Below are 16,536 nucleotides of genomic sequence, written 5' to 3'. Positions count from 1 at the left end.
TGCAAGTTGTGAATGAGAAAAGCAAAATTTCATAAGTCGTTAATCAAAAGATAAAAATTTAAGCCTTTTAAAAAAGACTTATTGCATAACAAGATGCTAAGTTAATAGACTATTTAAATAACTTAAGAAACATTAAGATGTCTAATTCAAATTTCAGCAATAATCCTGGACAAGAAAATTACAGAGGGCGTTCTAACAATGAAAGATCTAATTTCAGAGATAGATCGGGCGGCAGAAGAGATGGAGGAGGATTCCGCATAAGATTGAGTGATAACGAAATGAAAGCTGTTAAATCAATACAAGAGACCTTTCAATTAAGATCTACCGTTGCGGTTCTGGGTTTCTCTGTTAGAACACTTAGCGAAATGATCAAAGACGAAAAATTGATTGAATCAATCAAAGAATATGCAAAAAATAATAAAAACTCTTCTCCTAGTAGACAATCACAAAATTCTTATGAAGAAAAGACAAAAACAGCACCTGATCCTTTTGCGAGACCTGTAAAAAGTGCATCAACTGAAGAGATCCAATCTAGCGAAGTAGAAGAGGATGGCAAATAAAAAAAGAATTCTTTCGGGAGTTCAACCAACTGGTGATTTACATATTGGGAATTGGCTTGGGGCCATAAATAATTGGGTTACGCTTCAAGAGCAATATGAAACATTTCTATGTGTAGTTGATTTGCACGCAATAACAGCCTCATATAATCCCAAAGAATTATCTAAAAACACTTTCTCTACAGCGGCTTTATACGTCGCTTGTGGGATAGATCCCAATATATGCTCAATTTTTGTCCAAAGTCAGATTTCAGCGCATTCAGAACTTTGTTGGATATTAAATTGCATGACCCCAATAAATTGGATGGAAAGAATGATTCAATTTAAAGAAAAATCCATACAACAAGGTAATAATGTATCTATTGGATTATTTGACTATCCAATACTTATGGCTGCAGACATCCTTCTTTATGATGCTGACTTCGTACCAGTAGGTGAGGATCAAAAACAACATCTTGAACTTGCGAGAGATATTGCACAACAGAGAATTAATGCCAGATTTAGTAAGGATAAAAATATTTTAAAGATCCCTCAACCAATCATCATGAAGAATGGTTCAAAAATAATGAGTTTAATTGATGGTTCAAAAAAGATGAGTAAAAGTGATCCTAATGAGGGCAGTCGCATTAACTTATTAGATCCTCCTGAAATAATCACAAAAAAAATCAAAAGAGCAAAAAGTGATAGTTCTATTGGAATTGAATTTAACAACCCTGAGAGACCAGAATCTAAAAATCTTATGATGATTTATTCAATATTGTCTGGCAAAGAAATTTCTCAATGTGAAAATGAATTCTTAGAGACTGGATGGGGGACATTTAAAAAATTAATTACCGAACAACTTATTGAATCACTAGAACCTATTCAGAAAAAATATAAATTATTAATGAATGATCCCTATCAACTAAGTAAAATCCTTAATGAAGGGAAGGAAAAAGCTGAAGATTTAGCGAATCAGACTTTAAAAAGAGTTAAATCAAAATTGGGATTTTTTGAAATGGAGAAATAAATTATGCCAATAATTACCTTGCCTGATGGTTCAAAGAAGGTTTTCGAAAAATCTGTAACTATTTTAGAAATTGCCCAGAGTATAGGCGCTGGATTAGCTAAAGCAACAATTGCTGGAAGAGTAAATGATGTTCTTCTTGATGCAACAATTCCTATAAATAAAGATTCCAAAGTTGTAATCATCACATCAAAAGATAAAGAAGGAATTGAAATAATAAGGCATTCTTTCGCTCACCTTATTGGTCATGCAGTTAAACAAATTTACTCTGATATAAAAATGGCGATTGGGCCTGTAATCGAAGATGGTTTTTATTACGATATTTTCTCTGAATACAGATTTACTCCTGAAGATTTAATAAAAATCGAAAATAGAATTAATAAATTAATAAAAACAAACTATGACGTTGAAATTTTACAAGTTTCTAAAGAAGAGGCAATTAAAACTTTTAAAGAAAGAGATGAGACTTTTAAATTAAGAATAATTGAAGAAATTCCTGAAGAAGGTCTCATCAATTTATACAAGCACGAAGAATACATCGACATGTGTAGAGGGCCTCACGTTCCTAACACTAGACATTTGAGACACTTTAAATTACTTAAATTATCAGGTTCATATTGGAGAGGTAATAGTGAGAATGAATCATTACAGAGAATATATGGAACTGCATGGGCAAAAGAAAAAGAACTCAAAGATTATTTAACAAGAATTGAAGAAGCGGAAAAAAGAGATCACAGAAAACTTGGTAAAAAACATTCACTATTTCACATACAAGAAGAATCTCCAGGAATGATTTTTTGGCATCCAAATGGATGGACAATCTACCAAGTACTTGAAAAGTACATAAGAGAAATACTCAAAAAAAATGATTATTTAGAAATCAAAACCCCACAAGCTGTTGATAAATCTCTTTGGGAAAAATCCGGTCATTGGGAGAAATTTAGAGACGATATGTTCACTACTGCATCAGAAAATCGAACATATGCGATTAAACCAATGAATTGTCCATGCCATATTCAAGTATTTAATCAAGGTTTAAAAAGTTATAAAGATTTACCAATTCGTCTTGCTGAATTTGGTTCTTGTCACAGAAACGAGCCCTCAGGTGCACTACATGGTTTGATGAGAGTAAGAAACTTTACTCAAGATGATGCACACATATTCTGTACAGAAGAGCAAATTCAAGAAGAGGTATCTACCTTCATAGATCTTGTTTTCGAAGTTTATAAAACTTTTGGTTTTGATGAAATCATTATAAAATTATCAACACGTCCTGAAAAAAGGGTAGGTAGTGAAGATATTTGGGATAAATCAGAAGAGGCTCTTACTAAAGCGCTCGATAATAAGAATCTTAAATGGGAACTACAACCTGGAGAAGGTGCTTTTTATGGTCCAAAAATAGAATTCTCGTTAAAGGATTGTCTTAGTAGAGTTTGGCAATGCGGAACTATCCAGGTTGATTTCTCAATGCCTATTAGATTAGATGCAACTTATGTAGATATAGACAATGAAAAAAGAAATCCAGTTATGCTGCATAGAGCAATTTTAGGATCCTTTGAAAGATTTATAGGAATCTTAATTGAACAATATGAGGCAAAATTCCCAATTTGGCTTGCGCCATATCAAATAATTTTGTTAAGCATTACTGATAGAAATATTGAAAAATGTTTAAAGTTTAATGAATTAATAAATAATAATGGTTATAGATCAAAAGTTGATATTAGGAATGAAAAAATAGGATATAAAATACGAGAGGCAACTCTTGGCAGAGTTCCTTTAATTGCAGTTATTGGTGATAAAGAAGAGGAAATTGATTCAGTCGCCTTAAGAGCTTTGAATGGAAAAAATTTAGGAATTTTCAATTTACCAAATCTTTTCAAATTAATGGATGAATTAATAGAAAAAAAAGGGAGAACAGAATAATTTCTTATATATGAATTTTCTTGCTTGTGATTTAGGAGGTACAAAGGTTCTATTAGGAATTTTCAAAAAAGAAATAAATAATAATCCGCCTAAGTTAATATTTAAAAAGAAATATATATCGTCTGATTGGGGTTCTTTTGAATTAATCCTAGAAGACTTTATCAAAAAAGAATGCAAGAATATTACTCATCCTTCTTCTGCATGTTTCGCTGTAGCTGGTCCTTTATCTAAAAACAACGCAAAAATCGTTAACTTGTCATGGAATATTTCTGGAAATGATTTACAGAACAAATTTAATTTAAAAAACTGCGAGCTAATAAATGATTTCGCTGTACAAATTTATGGAATACCTTTTTTAAAAAAAAATCAATATTCTACTATCCAAAATGGATCCAATTCTGAAGATACTAATAATGATTTGCATGTCATTGTTGGAGCGGGGACTGGCTTAGGGATTGCAAGAGGAATAATATCAGGGGAAAAGGTAAAAGTTTTAGCTAGTGAAGGTGGTCATGTAGAGTACTCCCCAAAGTCAAAATTAGAATGGGATTTGAAAATTTGGCTTAAGAATTACCTAAAAGTTGAAAGGATATCTTGTGAAAGAATTGTTAGCGGCACTGGTTTATCAAGAATTGCCGAATGGAGGCTAAGCAAACCTGATGCCCAAAACCATCCTTTACAAAAATATTTAAAAAAAATTAAAATTTTTGATGCTGCGAGAAAAGAACTACCTGAAAAAATTTGTAATCTTTCTAAAGAAGGTGATCAGCTAATGATTGAAGTTGAGAGGATTTGGTTAGGCGCTTATGCCTCATTATTGGGAGATGTTGCTCTTCAAGAATTGTGCTTTGGTGGATTATGGATTTCTGGAGGAACTGCGTCAAAACATTTCAAAAACTTTAAATCAGACTTATTTTTAAAACAATTTTTCGACAAGGGAAGATTAAAAGATATTCTTAAAACAATACCTATAAAAGTAATTTTAGATGAAGAGTTTGGACTTTTTAGTGCAGCCTGCAGAGCAAAAATGCTTTTAAAAACTTAAAAACAAAAAATGTCTATTCCTGAAGTAGGTAAAAAAATAAGGGTAACAGTGCCTTCCACAACTGCCAATTTAGGGCCTGGATTCGATTGTCTTGGAGCAGCATTAGATTTATATAATGAATTTATTTTTACAAGAATTGAAGGTGGTGGAGATAGATTTGATTTAATAATGGAAAGTACAGATGGTAATCATTTAAGAGGAGGACCTGAAAACTTAGTTTTTAGAGCAGCTCAGAAAGTGTGGGAGAGCGCAAATATGGATCCTTTTGCACTTGAAGCAAGGGTTAAGTTAGCAGTGCCCCCTGCACGCGGACTTGGTAGTAGTGCTACAGCAATAGTTGCTGGACTAATCGGAGCAAATGCAATAATGAACTCTCCGTTGTCCAAAGAAAAACTCCTTGAACTTGCCATTGATATAGAAGGTCATCCTGATAATGTAGTGCCCTCTCTGCTTGGTGGGCTATGTTTAACAGCCAGGTCTTCTTCTCAAAGATGGAGAATCATTAGATGTGAATGGCACTACTCAATTAAAGCTGTTGTAGCAATACCTGCAATTCGTCTAAGCACAAGTGAAGCAAGAAAGGTTATGCCTAGGAATGTACCTATATCTGATGCAGTGACAAATATGGGGGCACTCACTTTGTTACTAAATGGATTAAAGACAGGAAATGAGGAACTCATAAAAGAGGGAATGTTTGATAAGTTACATGAACCGTATAGATGGAAACTTATTAAAGGCGGACTAGAAGTCAAAGATGCCGCACTAAATGCAGGTGCTCTAGGATGCGCAATTAGTGGAGCTGGACCAAGTATCTTAGCTTTGTGTAAAAAAGAAAATGGTAAAAACGTCAGTCAAGCCATGGTTAAGGCATGGGAAATGTCAGGTGTAGCTAGCAGAGCACCATTCTTAAACGTTCAAACTACAGGCAGCCAATTTAGCACTATCTCTGGTAAGTAGTTTTACTTAGGCATTTTTAATGTTATAGTCTCAAGCTAGTACAACTTCAACTAGAATAAAAAAATTATTCATTCCATAAATGAATTTAGAATCTTTTCCCTGGCTATCATCTGTTGTTTTACTGCCTTTAATTGGGGCAATAATAATGCCTTTCTTGAGTTCGAAAGAAGGAGAAGATAATACACTCCCTAGAAATATCTCATTAAGTTTTTTATTTATAGATTTTTTATTAATAATTGGCGTCCTTTTTCAAAAATTCAATACTTCAGATAGCTCCTTACAACTTGTAGAGAGAGCTTCTTGGTTGCCCTCAATAGGTTTAGAGTGGTCTCTTGGCGTAGATGGGTTATCTGCTCCTCTAGTAGCTTTGAGTGGGTTAATTACATTTTTATCAGCTGCGGCAAGTTGGAAAATTAAGAAAAAATCTAATCTATACTTTGCTCTTTTATTAGTGCAAGCCTCAGCACAAGCATTAGTTTTCCTCTCTCAAGACTTCCTATTATTTTTCTTAGCATGGGAACTTGAGTTGGTTCCGGTATATCTTCTTATTGCTATTTGGGGAGGGAAAAAGAAATTATATGCAGCCACAAAATTTATTCTTTATACAGCTTTAGCTTCTTTATTAATACTCATAAGTGGTTTAGCACTTGCTTTGAGTGGTGATACTTTTACTTTAAATATTACCGATATAACCAATAAACATGTAACGGGCAGCCTAGCTTTATTATCATATTTAGGATTTTTAATTGGTTTTGGAGTAAAACTTCCTATCTTTCCATTACATACTTGGTTACCCGATGCACATGGTGAGGCTAATGCTCCAGTTTCAATGTTACTAGCTGGAATACTTTTAAAAATGGGAGGTTATGCCCTCTTAAGATTCAATGTTCAAATACTACCTGAAGTACATCTTCAAATTGCACCTGCGCTTATTATTCTTGGAATCATTAATATAATTTATGGAGCTCTTAATGCATTTGCTCAAGATAATGTTAAAAGGAGAATTGCTTGTAGCTCTGTTAGTCATATGGGTTTTGTTCTATTAGGGATTGGAGCAGTAGATGCTTTAGGTATAAGCGGAGCAATGCTCCAAATGATTAGTCACGGACTTATAGCTGCAGCTATGTTTTTTGTTACGGGCTCATTCTATGAAAGAACAAATACTCTTTCGATACCAAATATGGGCGGTTTGGCAAAGGTTTTGCCAATAACATTTGCTTTTTTCTTGGCAAGTTCTTTGGCCTCTCTAGCCCTTCCTGGGATGAGCGGATTTATAAGTGAAATAACCGTATTTTTAGGAATCACTAGCCAAGAAGGCTTCAGTTCTATATTTAGATCGATCACTATTCTTATTGCAGCCATAGGTTTAGTTCTAACGCCAATATACCTACTATCAATGTGTAGAAGAGTATTCTTTGGACCTAGAATTCCTGCGTTAGCTACAGTTAAAGAGATGAATGGTAGAGAATTGACGATTGGGTTCAGCTTATTATTGCCTACTTTGGTTATAGGTTTTTGGCCAAAAATCGCGATAAATTTATACGAATCTTCAACGAATGCTCTCAGTCAGCAGCTCACTTTAGCTAAGTTGGTTGGATTAATACCAACTTTAGTTAATTAGATTACTTAAATAAATGGATACCTCGATTTTTAAATATGGAGAATTACCAGAATTTAAAAAATTTACTCCCGAAATCATAAGTATACAATTCCCAGAAGTACTAAAAAAGATAGCTGAAGATTTTGAAAACATTGAGAAAAATTTATCTAACTATTTGATTAACAATGATTTAAGTTGGGAAAATGTAATAAATCCCTTAAATGAAGTCAATGAAATCCTTAGATGGAGTTGGGGAGTAATAAGCCACCTAAATGCAGTAAATAATTCTGAAAGTCTGAGAGAAATTTATTCAAAATTTCTTCCAGAGATTATAAGCTTTAGTAATAAATTCGGACAAAGTAAAATAATTTACAATTCTTTAGTCAAGCTTAAAGAGACTAATAACTTTGATCAAATTAAAAACAGAATTTTAGATAAAGAAATTCTTGAGATGCAACATAGAGGCATTTCACTGCAAAAGAATGATCAAGAAGAATTCAACAAAATTTCAGAAAAGCTTGGAAAACTATCAACAGACTTCAGCAATAATGTTCTCGATGCGACTAATAAATGGTTTTTAATATTAAATAAAAAATCTGAAGTTGATGGTCTTCCGGAACGCGTACTTGAATTAATGGCATTTTCTGCACACAACCACTTAAAAAAAGATGAAGAAGTCGATATCAAAAATGGTCCTTGGAAATTAAGTCTAGATATCCCAACTTATACTTCATACATGACATATGCCACCGACCGTAACCTTAGAGAGAAACTATATAAGGCATTCGTTAGTAGGGCATCTCAAGGAGAAAAAAATAATTCTCCAATCATTGAAGAGATATTATCTCTTAGAACTAAACAAGCTAATCTTCTCGGTTATAAAAGTTGGGCAGAACTAAGTTTGTCAACGAAAATGGCGAAAGAAATTAAAAATGTTGAAAACCTTTTAGAAGAATTGAGAGAACCAGCATTCAAAACCGCAAAAATTGAATTAGAAACCCTTAATAAGTTTTCTAAAGCTAATGGGTTTTCAGAATCACAGAATATCGAGCCATGGGATATTAGTTATTGGTCAGAACTTCTTAGAAAGGAAAAGCTCAATTTGGATCAAGAGTCCTTGAGACCTTGGTTCCCACTAAATGATGTTTTGAAAGGTTTATTTAAATTAAGTGAAAAGCTTTTTGAAATTCAAGTTGTCGAGGCAACTGATGAGGCGCCTCTTTGGAATGATGACGTTTTATTTTTTAATATCCTCAATAAAGAAGATAAGAAAATAGCATCTTTTTACCTGGATCCATACTCTAGGCCGGAATCAAAGAGAGGAGGGGCTTGGATGGATGAATGTTTGAATAAAAACAATATTGGTAAAAAGACCCTTCCTGTAGCTTATCTCGTTTGTAATCAGACTCCACCATCAAAAGATAAACCGAGTTTGATGAGTTTTGAAGAAGTTCAGACTTTGTTCCATGAATTTGGTCATGGTCTTCAACACATGCTTACCACTGTAAATCTTCCTCAAGCAGCTGGTATTAATAATGTTGAATGGGATGCAGTCGAACTTCCAAGTCAATTCATGGAAAACTGGTGTTTCCACAAAAACACACTGTTGAATATTGCTAAGCACTATAAAACAGGAGAAAAATTATCCGATGAAAATTTTGAGAAGCTCCTAAAGAATAGAACTTTCAATTGTGGAATGGCGACTCTTAGACAACTACATTTTGCAATAACAGACCTCAGATTACACAGTAGTATTGATAAAAACGAAGGTAAAACAGCAGATGAAATAAGAAGAGAAATTTCGAAACAAACTACTGTTATTGAACCAATTCAAGAAGATCAATTTCTTTGTTGTTTTAGTCATATATTTGCAGGAGGATATTCTGCAGGATATTACTCATATAAATGGGCTGAAGTTCTAAGTGCTGATGCATTTTCAATGTTTGAAGAGGCTGATTTAGAAAACTCTGAAGATTTAAAATTAATAGGAAAGAAATTTAAAGATACGATACTTAGTCTGGGTGGAAGCTTACCTCCATTGGATATATTTAAATTATTTAGGGGAAGAGAGCCACAAACAGATTCTTTAATAAGACACTTGGGTCTATCTGGAGCTACATAATAATTTCATCGATTATTTTGTCAACGACTGATTTGTTTCTTACCAGATTTCTATGTTTATAAACTTTTACTGATATTTTTTTCCCAAATTTTAAATTTGTCCACCAGCCAGGAAAAACCATCATATCCCAATAAGTAAAGAAATTTATAAACTCAATATTATCAAGTAAAAAATCATTATTTGCGAGCTCCCTTAAAAACTTACTATTTATTTTCATTTCTGATATTCCTCTAAAAGGGTATTTAGGTATTAATTGAGCCATCAAAGTTCCTTTGTGAGGGGAACCTATAGATATTAATCTCCTTGTTCTTTTACATCCATTAAATTTTTGAAGCCAGTACCTACCAATTATTCCTCCCATAGAAAATCCTAAAATATCTATTTCTTTTTCTAAACCATATTTCTCTAAAATTAATTCGTTTAATTTATTAGTTAAATCCAGAATTGAAGTCATTCCAAATGAATGCTTAAGAGTTGGGGCAAAATATTCTATGCCAATATCATCAAGCTTTGACGTAATAGAAGAAAAAATACTTGAAGTATTCCAAAGACCATGAATCAATATAATTGGATTTCTTTTTTTCAATACTTTAATTATTTTCAAGAATTCTTTCTATTGAAACTTTCCCATCGAAACCTGTGATTGGAGGATTACATTTTGTCAAAATAATTTTAATTTTAGAAAGCTTAAATTCCTTATCAATGATTTCTAGAATTGAGTTTGAATATTTTTCGATTGTGAAACAATATATTTTCTTTGATTGATCTTTTAAAATTTGAACTAATTTTGAATAGTCAACTGTTTTTTTTATATCATCATTTACTGTACAATTTTCAAAATCAGTCCACAAAAATATATCTAAAATAAATAGTTGCCCTAATTCCCTTTCTTCATCAAGAACGCCAACCCTAGCCCAAAGTTTAATATTCTCAATTTTTAAAAAAGTTTCCATCTTTAAAAGTTTTAAAGATCTTTATGTGTATAGATAGCTTTTCCTAATGAAAAATCATCAACTATATTCCCATCACCTTTTAGAAAATATTTATAAGTTACCAAACCTTCTAGACCTACAGGTCCCCTTGGTGGAAGAGTTTGAGTTGATATCCCAACTTCTGCACCGAATCCATATCTAAATCCATCTGCAAACCTTGTAGAACAATTATGAAAAACACCCGCACTATCAACTACATTCATAAATCTATTGGCAGTCTTTAAATTTTCAGTAATTATTCCATCTGTATGTTTTGAACTATATTTTTGGATATGTATGATTGCTTCATCAAGATCATCAACAATTTTAATAGATAGAATTAAATCTAAATATTCAGTTTGCCAATCTTCTGCACTAGCCTCATGTTCTAATCCTAATTCAACTGATTTCCTATCTCCAATTAATTTAACATCATTAGAATTAAACAAAGGGATGGCTTTTTCTAAAAAAGCTGGTGCGATATCTTTATGGACTAATAAAGTTTCGATAGCATTACATGCTGCAGGATATTGAATTTTGCTGTCCAAAGCGACTGATAAAGCCATCTCTAGATTGGCCTCAATATCTATAAACAAGTGACAAATTCCATCAGCATGGCCTAGTACAGGAATTCTTGTATTCTCCTGAATAAATTTAACCAATTCATTGCTTCCTCTTGGAATTATTAAATTAATATATTTCTCAAGATTTAACATCGCCATACTATCTTTTCTGCTTGTTAGTAAACATATTGCGTTTTTATCTAGACCCGATTCATCTAAACCTTCTTGCAATGCTTTCACTATTGAAGTATTTGTTAAATTGGCTTCACTTCCGCCCTTTAGAATTACTCCGTTACCTGATCTTATTGCTAAAGAACTAATCTGCATCACGGCATCTGGCCTTGATTCAAAAATAACCCCTAAGACTCCAATTGGCACAGTTTTTCTTTCTAAGATCAATCCATTTGAAAGCTCTCTTTTTATTTGAATTTGATTTACAGGATCAGCCAATTCTCCAACTTTTCTTACTCCTTCAATTCCTGAATTTAATTTTGCTTTTGAAAGCTTTAATCTAGAAAGTAAAGCCCTAGAAATACCTTTTTTTTCTGCACTTGAATAATCGGCACTATTGGCCTCTAATATTTCTTTAGAATTTTTTTCTAGACAATCAGCCATAAAATTTAAGGCTTTAATTCGATCTATATTTTCAGTCTGACTTATTTTTATTGATGCCAAACGAACTTTATCAGCTTTTTCTAGAAGATCATTACCTGGATTAGGCACTTCAAAGATATTAGCCATGATATTTTTTAGCTAATCTAATAATAATTCAAATTAACGATTCTTTAAAGTAAATTTTTCTGAGTTAATATCTAAAAAATAATTGAACTTGACTTTTCCATTCCCCATTGGAATCATAAGAACCTAATAATTCTAAGTTTGGATTTGCCTGAAAAGTCAAAATTCCTAAAGGTGAAATATCATCTCTACCTGGAACGGTTTGGAAGGCAAAATTTATCGCATCAGTAATATCAAGACCTATTTCCGCCACCCAAGCTTGAGAAGAAAATTCTTCATTAGAAGATGATTGACCATCATTCTCTATATCTAAATTCTCATTGGAAAAAATATTATTTAATGAATCATTATTTTCTATTAACGCTGGATATAGAGATAATTGAAATCTTTCACTAAATGCATCAGCATTATTAAGTTGAGAAATAAATGCCCTATTTATTAAATTTGCAGAATTCCCTCCAATTAAACCAATTATTTGTGATCTGTTATAACTTGGCGTGCTTCTTAATTGGATTCTTTTATTTTCATCAGCAAAAGATAATTGATCTAAAAACCCTTCATAAGATGCTTCAATTTTGATAAGCCTTGAATTGCCAATCCCAAATGATCCAAAACCACTAGAAGTCGCATTTACATCAAGATCACCTGAGATGTTTGAATCTTTATTATTTTCACTTATAGGAATTATAGAATCTGGAACTTTACTAACTAGAGAAAAAATAATATAAGGAACAACACCACTTCTTGATGCAAATGTAATATAGTTTTCCTTATTTTTATCAAGTTTAAATGGCGTAGTATATAGATTCGCTATACCTTTTTCTAACTTAATAAGACCACTAACATTTAAATCTTTTCCTACTCCACCATTTATTTTAAGGTCCACAATACTATTTAAATAAGCTTGAACCATCTCTGAATATTGAACTTTGAATTCTGGTCCCAGTTTCAAAACAAGGTTATCAAAAAACAAATTATCCAAATAATTAGGCAAAGTTTCTCCTAAAAGAACTGAATTCAAGATTGTTTCATTTGAAATTATTTCAATATTTTCATTATTATTCCAAAAGAGTTCCGGCCATTCTTTTTTATCCTCTTTTAATTTACTATTATCTTTTTTATTAGATTGATTGGTACTGTTAAAATTAAAAAATCCATTATTAAAAGATATTGAACCGCCCAAAATAGGACTTTCAAATGATCCAGTTAAATCCAAATCTGAATCTAATAAAAAATTTAAATTATCTGTTTTTATATTAAATTTATTCGTCTTAAGATTAATCCTTCCTTTTCTAGGATCATTTTGATAAAAAGGCATAAAACCTTTTACTAAAAATTTTCCGGAATCTTCAGAGATTGCTTCAAGATTCTCAATTTGTGCCGAATCAAAATCAAAAATTATCGAACTATTAATATCTTTGATTATATTGTTGTAGAGATCAACTTCAGAATCTTTAATCGCAATAAATCCGTTCAATATAGGCTTATTTAGAGTTCCTTTTATTATCATTCTAATGTTCAAGTCACCTTTCTTAAAAGTAAAGAATTCATCAGTAAAATTTTCTATTAATTCAAAAAGTTTTCCATTACCAAACAACCTTAGATCTAAGTTATCAGATCTATCAATAGGTATTTCACCTTTGATATTAAGAGGTGTTTTGGAATCATTTATGAGCAAGGATAAATCAATATCAAAAATAGAATTAGTGAATTCAATAAATCCTTTATCAAATACTATTTCATTATTTTTTATTGATGAATTATTAGTAGAAATTTCACTAGAGAAAGATTTTTTGTCCAAATCATAGAATAAATTGATATCCAAACCTCCCATAAAATCTCTTGGCTGATTTAAAAAGATATTTGCAGAGCTCAACGGAAGATTTTCAATTTTTAAAGAACCTTTGCCCCTTAATAATCCTCCCTCCAAATCAATAGCAAATTCCTCTTTGATATTTTTATTCTTATCTTTAGGAACATCAAGATAACCATTTAATCTTGCATTTAATTTATAGTTAAGTGGTCTATCGCCCTTGATAGTTAAGTTTCCATCATATCTACTTTTGAATTTACTTATATATTTTTTTAAGTTAAATTTATCCTCAAATTCATTATTACTTTCTTTAAGTTTTTTTATAAAATCGATCCTCTCTTTTAATGATTTATTATCTTTATTTATTTCCAAATCATCCAAAATATTAAATTTACTTATGGGAATATCTTTTTTATTATCAAAATTAAAAATATCAAAAGCAGTTAGGATAGTCCAACTAGTACTAATATTGGTGAGTTGTGTATTAATTAAATTATTGTTATTTGAATCATATTCGACTTCAATTATTCCTCCATCAATTGGATACAATGAAGAGTTTATATAAAAAGAATTATCTTTGACGCGGAAATCAAATAATGAATTGGCTAAATTAATATTCCCATATTTGCCTAAACTCCAAGCAATTCGCCCATCAAAGTATGACTGGATTGACGAAATTGATCCCTCACCATTAATAATTCCATCAATTCTATCGAATTGAATTTTGTCTATAGATAATTCAAGTTCATCAAGAGGAAAATTATTAGCTTTCCAAACATAACTATTATTCTCTTTAAATACTTCAATGCTTCCTTTATTTGAATTAAAAATTCTACTGAAAGATAAATTATCTAACTTAAGATCAGAATCAAATTTAATAGTTAAAAATGATGGTATTGGAGACTTTTTGGCCTTCATATTTAATAAAAATAAATTTTTATCATTTTTAATATCTCCCTCCCATGTTTCTCTAATGCGGATCCCTTTAAAGTGTGGATAATCAAGATTAAAGTTTATCGAAATATCAGGATCAGTAATATTTCCTTTTAATTCTCCTTTAGCAGTAATGAACCCTCTAATATCATTTTTTCGGAAAATATTTAAATTAGATAATTGAGTTCTATTTATTTTAAAACTAGTATCTATATCACCAAAATTAATACCTCTTCTATCAAACCAAAAGGGGATATTACCTGATAATTGGATATCTGGATTAAGACTATTAATGTATCCAATACTTCCTTTTAGAGCAATAATATTTGAACTTCTATTAAATGGAATATTTAGATTAAAATTCGAAGTTAACGTTCCATAATTTAATTTTTCTGAATTACCAATTAAATTATTATCTTTACACAAAAACCTAGTTGAATCTGAATCTATATTCTCTGCGAAATCATCTGGTTTTATTTTTAAATTAGTAAAAGAAAATCTTCCTTTGCAAAAGGTTTCATTTGGTAATTTAATCAATTTAAAATTAGATTTAAAATTTCCTTTTTTAAAACTAATTTTTCTATTACCAATAATATATTCAGAATTATCAAGATCTAAACCCCTTGAAAATAACTCAAGAGATAAAAAGTCTTTATTTAATTTTGTATTAAATTTAAATTTTAAAAAACCTTTTTCATCAAAATTTGATTTTACATTTGCAATAATTTCTCTATTACTCGACTTATAAATGACGTTACCTTTTACTTTTGTTTTTAATCCTGATTTTTTAAGATTTAGAATTGAATATTTGCTTAAGTTAAAATTCAATTCATAATTTGATTGTGATTTTTTTGTAATTCGATCATTTTCATAGGATTTTTCCCTTTTAAAAAAATCTCTATCTATATTTAAAGCGGCTTCCTTAGGACTTATTTTTACAATCCATTTTTGTTTTAAAAAAGATCTTAAAGGCATAATGCCCACATATACATTGTTAGCTTTAATTTCAGAATCTATATTTTTTTTATCATTAATTTTTGAATTGCCCAAAGAAATACCCAGAAATCTAAGCCCTTCATAATCCCCTAAATCAACATTTTTATCTAAAAGATTCTCAATACTTTTTTCTAGTTCTAATTTCTTAGAACTATAAGTTTCTTTTAAAAAATTATTTAATAAAATAGAGCTTAAAAAACCTAAGGGTAAAAGCATCCCTGCTAAAAGTATCTTAGTATTTAGATTTAAAGATCTAATTTTTTTCAAGTTAGAGCCCAAAAATAGAGTAGGCTTACAAAATATAAGAAATTAATCAGGTCAAAGCCACTAAATGTCTTTTTTTGAACTATTAGAGAACACACCCAAAATATTTGGATTCTTTGGAATATTTCTTTTTATTTGTACAATAGCAGCTTTTATATTTAATTTTGGTTTCAAATTTCGAATAATTGGCGCAACTATCTTTTCATTATTGCTTTCTTTGAGTAGTTGGGCATTTATACAAAGTTACTCCGAAAAGGTTGCAATAGAAGGTGCAAAATATGTTCCAATTGTTTATGACAATGGGTTCGATTTGATTATTGCTAAAGCAAATGATGACTTTCCAGAAGAATCTATCGAACCAACCTTAGAACAATTATCTGAAAACTTAAGGAAAGGAAGCAGATCTGGTGCGGATGTAAAAATAAAGATAAGAAAAATTGAAAAAATTTCAGATGGTGTAAGTAAACCAGTGGTTATTGGAGAAGTTCAGAAAAATGTCAAAATGAATTAGTCTGTTGAAAAATGGGAAGTAAAACCTTTTTAGATTTTTTGCCAACTAATTTTAGACATGAGAAATCTTTTTTTATTCAAAATAATCTAACTGACTTTGAAAAATTAAGTAATCTTTCGGACTTAGATATAAATGAGATTCAAAGAAAATCTTCACTTTGTACATTGAATAATCTAAAGAAAATTAGAGCTATAGCCATTTTTAAAAAAGAAATTGGAATTTCTCCACCGCAAGCATATCTACTTTTACATTGCGGTATTTCCTCTCTTAAATCATTATCACAATCTACCCCTTACGAATTAGAACGGAAAATTGGTAGATTAGAAAGAATTCTTAGAGTAAAAACTGAGACAAGCACAACTTTTACTCTCTTAAAAGAATGGATTAAAAAAGCTAGTCAAATCGACAAATCTATTGGAAATCTTGGATAAAAAAATTTTTTAATGTAGAATTTAAAAAAAGGCAGTGATAATGAAACCTTTGTTATTTTTTTTATTTTTGTTTTCCAGCTCTTTATACCCTGTTTTAAGTCAATCT

General features: G+C 30.8%; 13 protein-coding genes. 9 read left to right on the top strand and 4 right to left on the bottom strand.

The window, feature by feature from the left end:
* Positions 1-137: 137 nt before the first annotated feature.
* The 7 genes from SIB45_RS05865 (at position 138) to SIB45_RS05835 (ending at position 9,210) form a co-directional block, all read left to right on the top strand.
* Entirely contained in the window at positions 138-560 is a 423-nt protein-coding gene (locus SIB45_RS05865) for a hypothetical protein (RefSeq protein ID WP_011862615.1), read from the top strand.
* On the top strand, positions 550-1,566 hold the full coding sequence (gene trpS / locus SIB45_RS05860) for a tryptophan--tRNA ligase (protein WP_011862614.1): 1,017 nt from the start codon (positions 550-552) through the stop codon (positions 1,564-1,566). Before SIB45_RS05865 ends, trpS begins: the two co-directional genes overlap by 11 nt.
* A gap of 3 nt (positions 1,567-1,569) precedes the next feature.
* The gene (gene thrS, locus SIB45_RS05855; RefSeq protein ID WP_011862613.1) at positions 1,570-3,486 is read left to right on the top strand and encodes a threonine--tRNA ligase; all 1,917 of its coding nucleotides are present in this window, start codon (positions 1,570-1,572) and stop codon (positions 3,484-3,486) included.
* A 10-nt stretch (positions 3,487-3,496) separates the two neighbouring features.
* On the top strand, positions 3,497-4,531 hold the full coding sequence (locus SIB45_RS05850) for a glucokinase (protein ID WP_011862612.1): 1,035 nt from the start codon (positions 3,497-3,499) through the stop codon (positions 4,529-4,531).
* A 9-nt stretch (positions 4,532-4,540) separates the two neighbouring features.
* On the top strand, positions 4,541-5,488 hold the full coding sequence (thrB, locus tag SIB45_RS05845) for a homoserine kinase (protein ID WP_011862611.1): 948 nt from the start codon (positions 4,541-4,543) through the stop codon (positions 5,486-5,488).
* Positions 5,489-5,567: 79 nt separating this feature from the next.
* Positions 5,568-7,109 (top strand): NAD(P)H-quinone oxidoreductase subunit 4, encoded by a 1,542-nt coding sequence (locus tag SIB45_RS05840; protein WP_011862610.1) that lies wholly within the window; start codon positions 5,568-5,570, stop codon positions 7,107-7,109.
* A gap of 13 nt (positions 7,110-7,122) precedes the next feature.
* Positions 7,123-9,210 (top strand): M3 family metallopeptidase, encoded by a 2,088-nt coding sequence (locus SIB45_RS05835; protein ID WP_011862609.1) that lies wholly within the window; start codon positions 7,123-7,125, stop codon positions 9,208-9,210.
* On the opposite strand, the gene SIB45_RS05830 is transcribed toward SIB45_RS05835, so the two are convergent.
* The 4 genes from SIB45_RS05830 to SIB45_RS05815 all read right to left on the bottom strand — a co-directional run bounded on the left by SIB45_RS05830 (position 9,203) and on the right by SIB45_RS05815 (position 15,440).
* Positions 9,203-9,796, bottom strand: coding sequence for an esterase/lipase family protein (locus SIB45_RS05830; RefSeq protein WP_041484748.1), 594 nt, complete (start codon positions 9,794-9,796; stop codon positions 9,203-9,205). The genes SIB45_RS05835 and SIB45_RS05830 overlap by 8 nt on opposite strands.
* Before the next feature lie 4 nt (positions 9,797-9,800).
* Complete coding sequence (gene folB, locus SIB45_RS05825; protein ID WP_011862607.1) at positions 9,801-10,163, bottom strand: dihydroneopterin aldolase; 363 nt, start codon at positions 10,161-10,163, stop codon at positions 9,801-9,803.
* Between the two features lie 11 nt (positions 10,164-10,174).
* Positions 10,175-11,485, bottom strand: a complete 1,311-nt coding sequence (locus SIB45_RS05820; protein ID WP_011862606.1) for a glutamate-5-semialdehyde dehydrogenase — start codon at positions 11,483-11,485, stop codon at positions 10,175-10,177.
* A gap of 64 nt (positions 11,486-11,549) precedes the next feature.
* Positions 11,550-15,440 carry a translocation/assembly module TamB domain-containing protein gene (locus tag SIB45_RS05815; protein WP_011862605.1) on the bottom strand — a complete coding sequence of 1,297 codons (3,891 nt, stop codon included), beginning with the start codon at positions 15,438-15,440 and terminating at the stop codon, positions 11,550-11,552.
* A gap of 115 nt (positions 15,441-15,555) precedes the next feature.
* Here SIB45_RS05815 and SIB45_RS05810 point away from each other — a divergent pair, with 115 nt between their 5' ends.
* The gene (locus SIB45_RS05810) at positions 15,556-15,999 is read left to right on the top strand and encodes a DUF2518 family protein (protein WP_011862604.1); all 444 of its coding nucleotides are present in this window, start codon (positions 15,556-15,558) and stop codon (positions 15,997-15,999) included.
* 11 nt (positions 16,000-16,010) lie between these two features.
* The gene (locus SIB45_RS05805) at positions 16,011-16,430 is read left to right on the top strand and encodes a DUF4332 domain-containing protein (RefSeq protein WP_011862603.1); all 420 of its coding nucleotides are present in this window, start codon (positions 16,011-16,013) and stop codon (positions 16,428-16,430) included.
* Positions 16,431-16,536 lie beyond the last annotated feature (106 nt).

Origin of the sequence: Prochlorococcus sp. MIT 1304 (assembly GCF_047305015.1) — a bacterium.
Taxonomy (GTDB): domain Bacteria; phylum Cyanobacteriota; class Cyanobacteriia; order PCC-6307; family Cyanobiaceae; genus Prochlorococcus_A; species Prochlorococcus_A marinus_E.
This window is presented reverse-complemented; position numbering and strand designations above follow the sequence as displayed.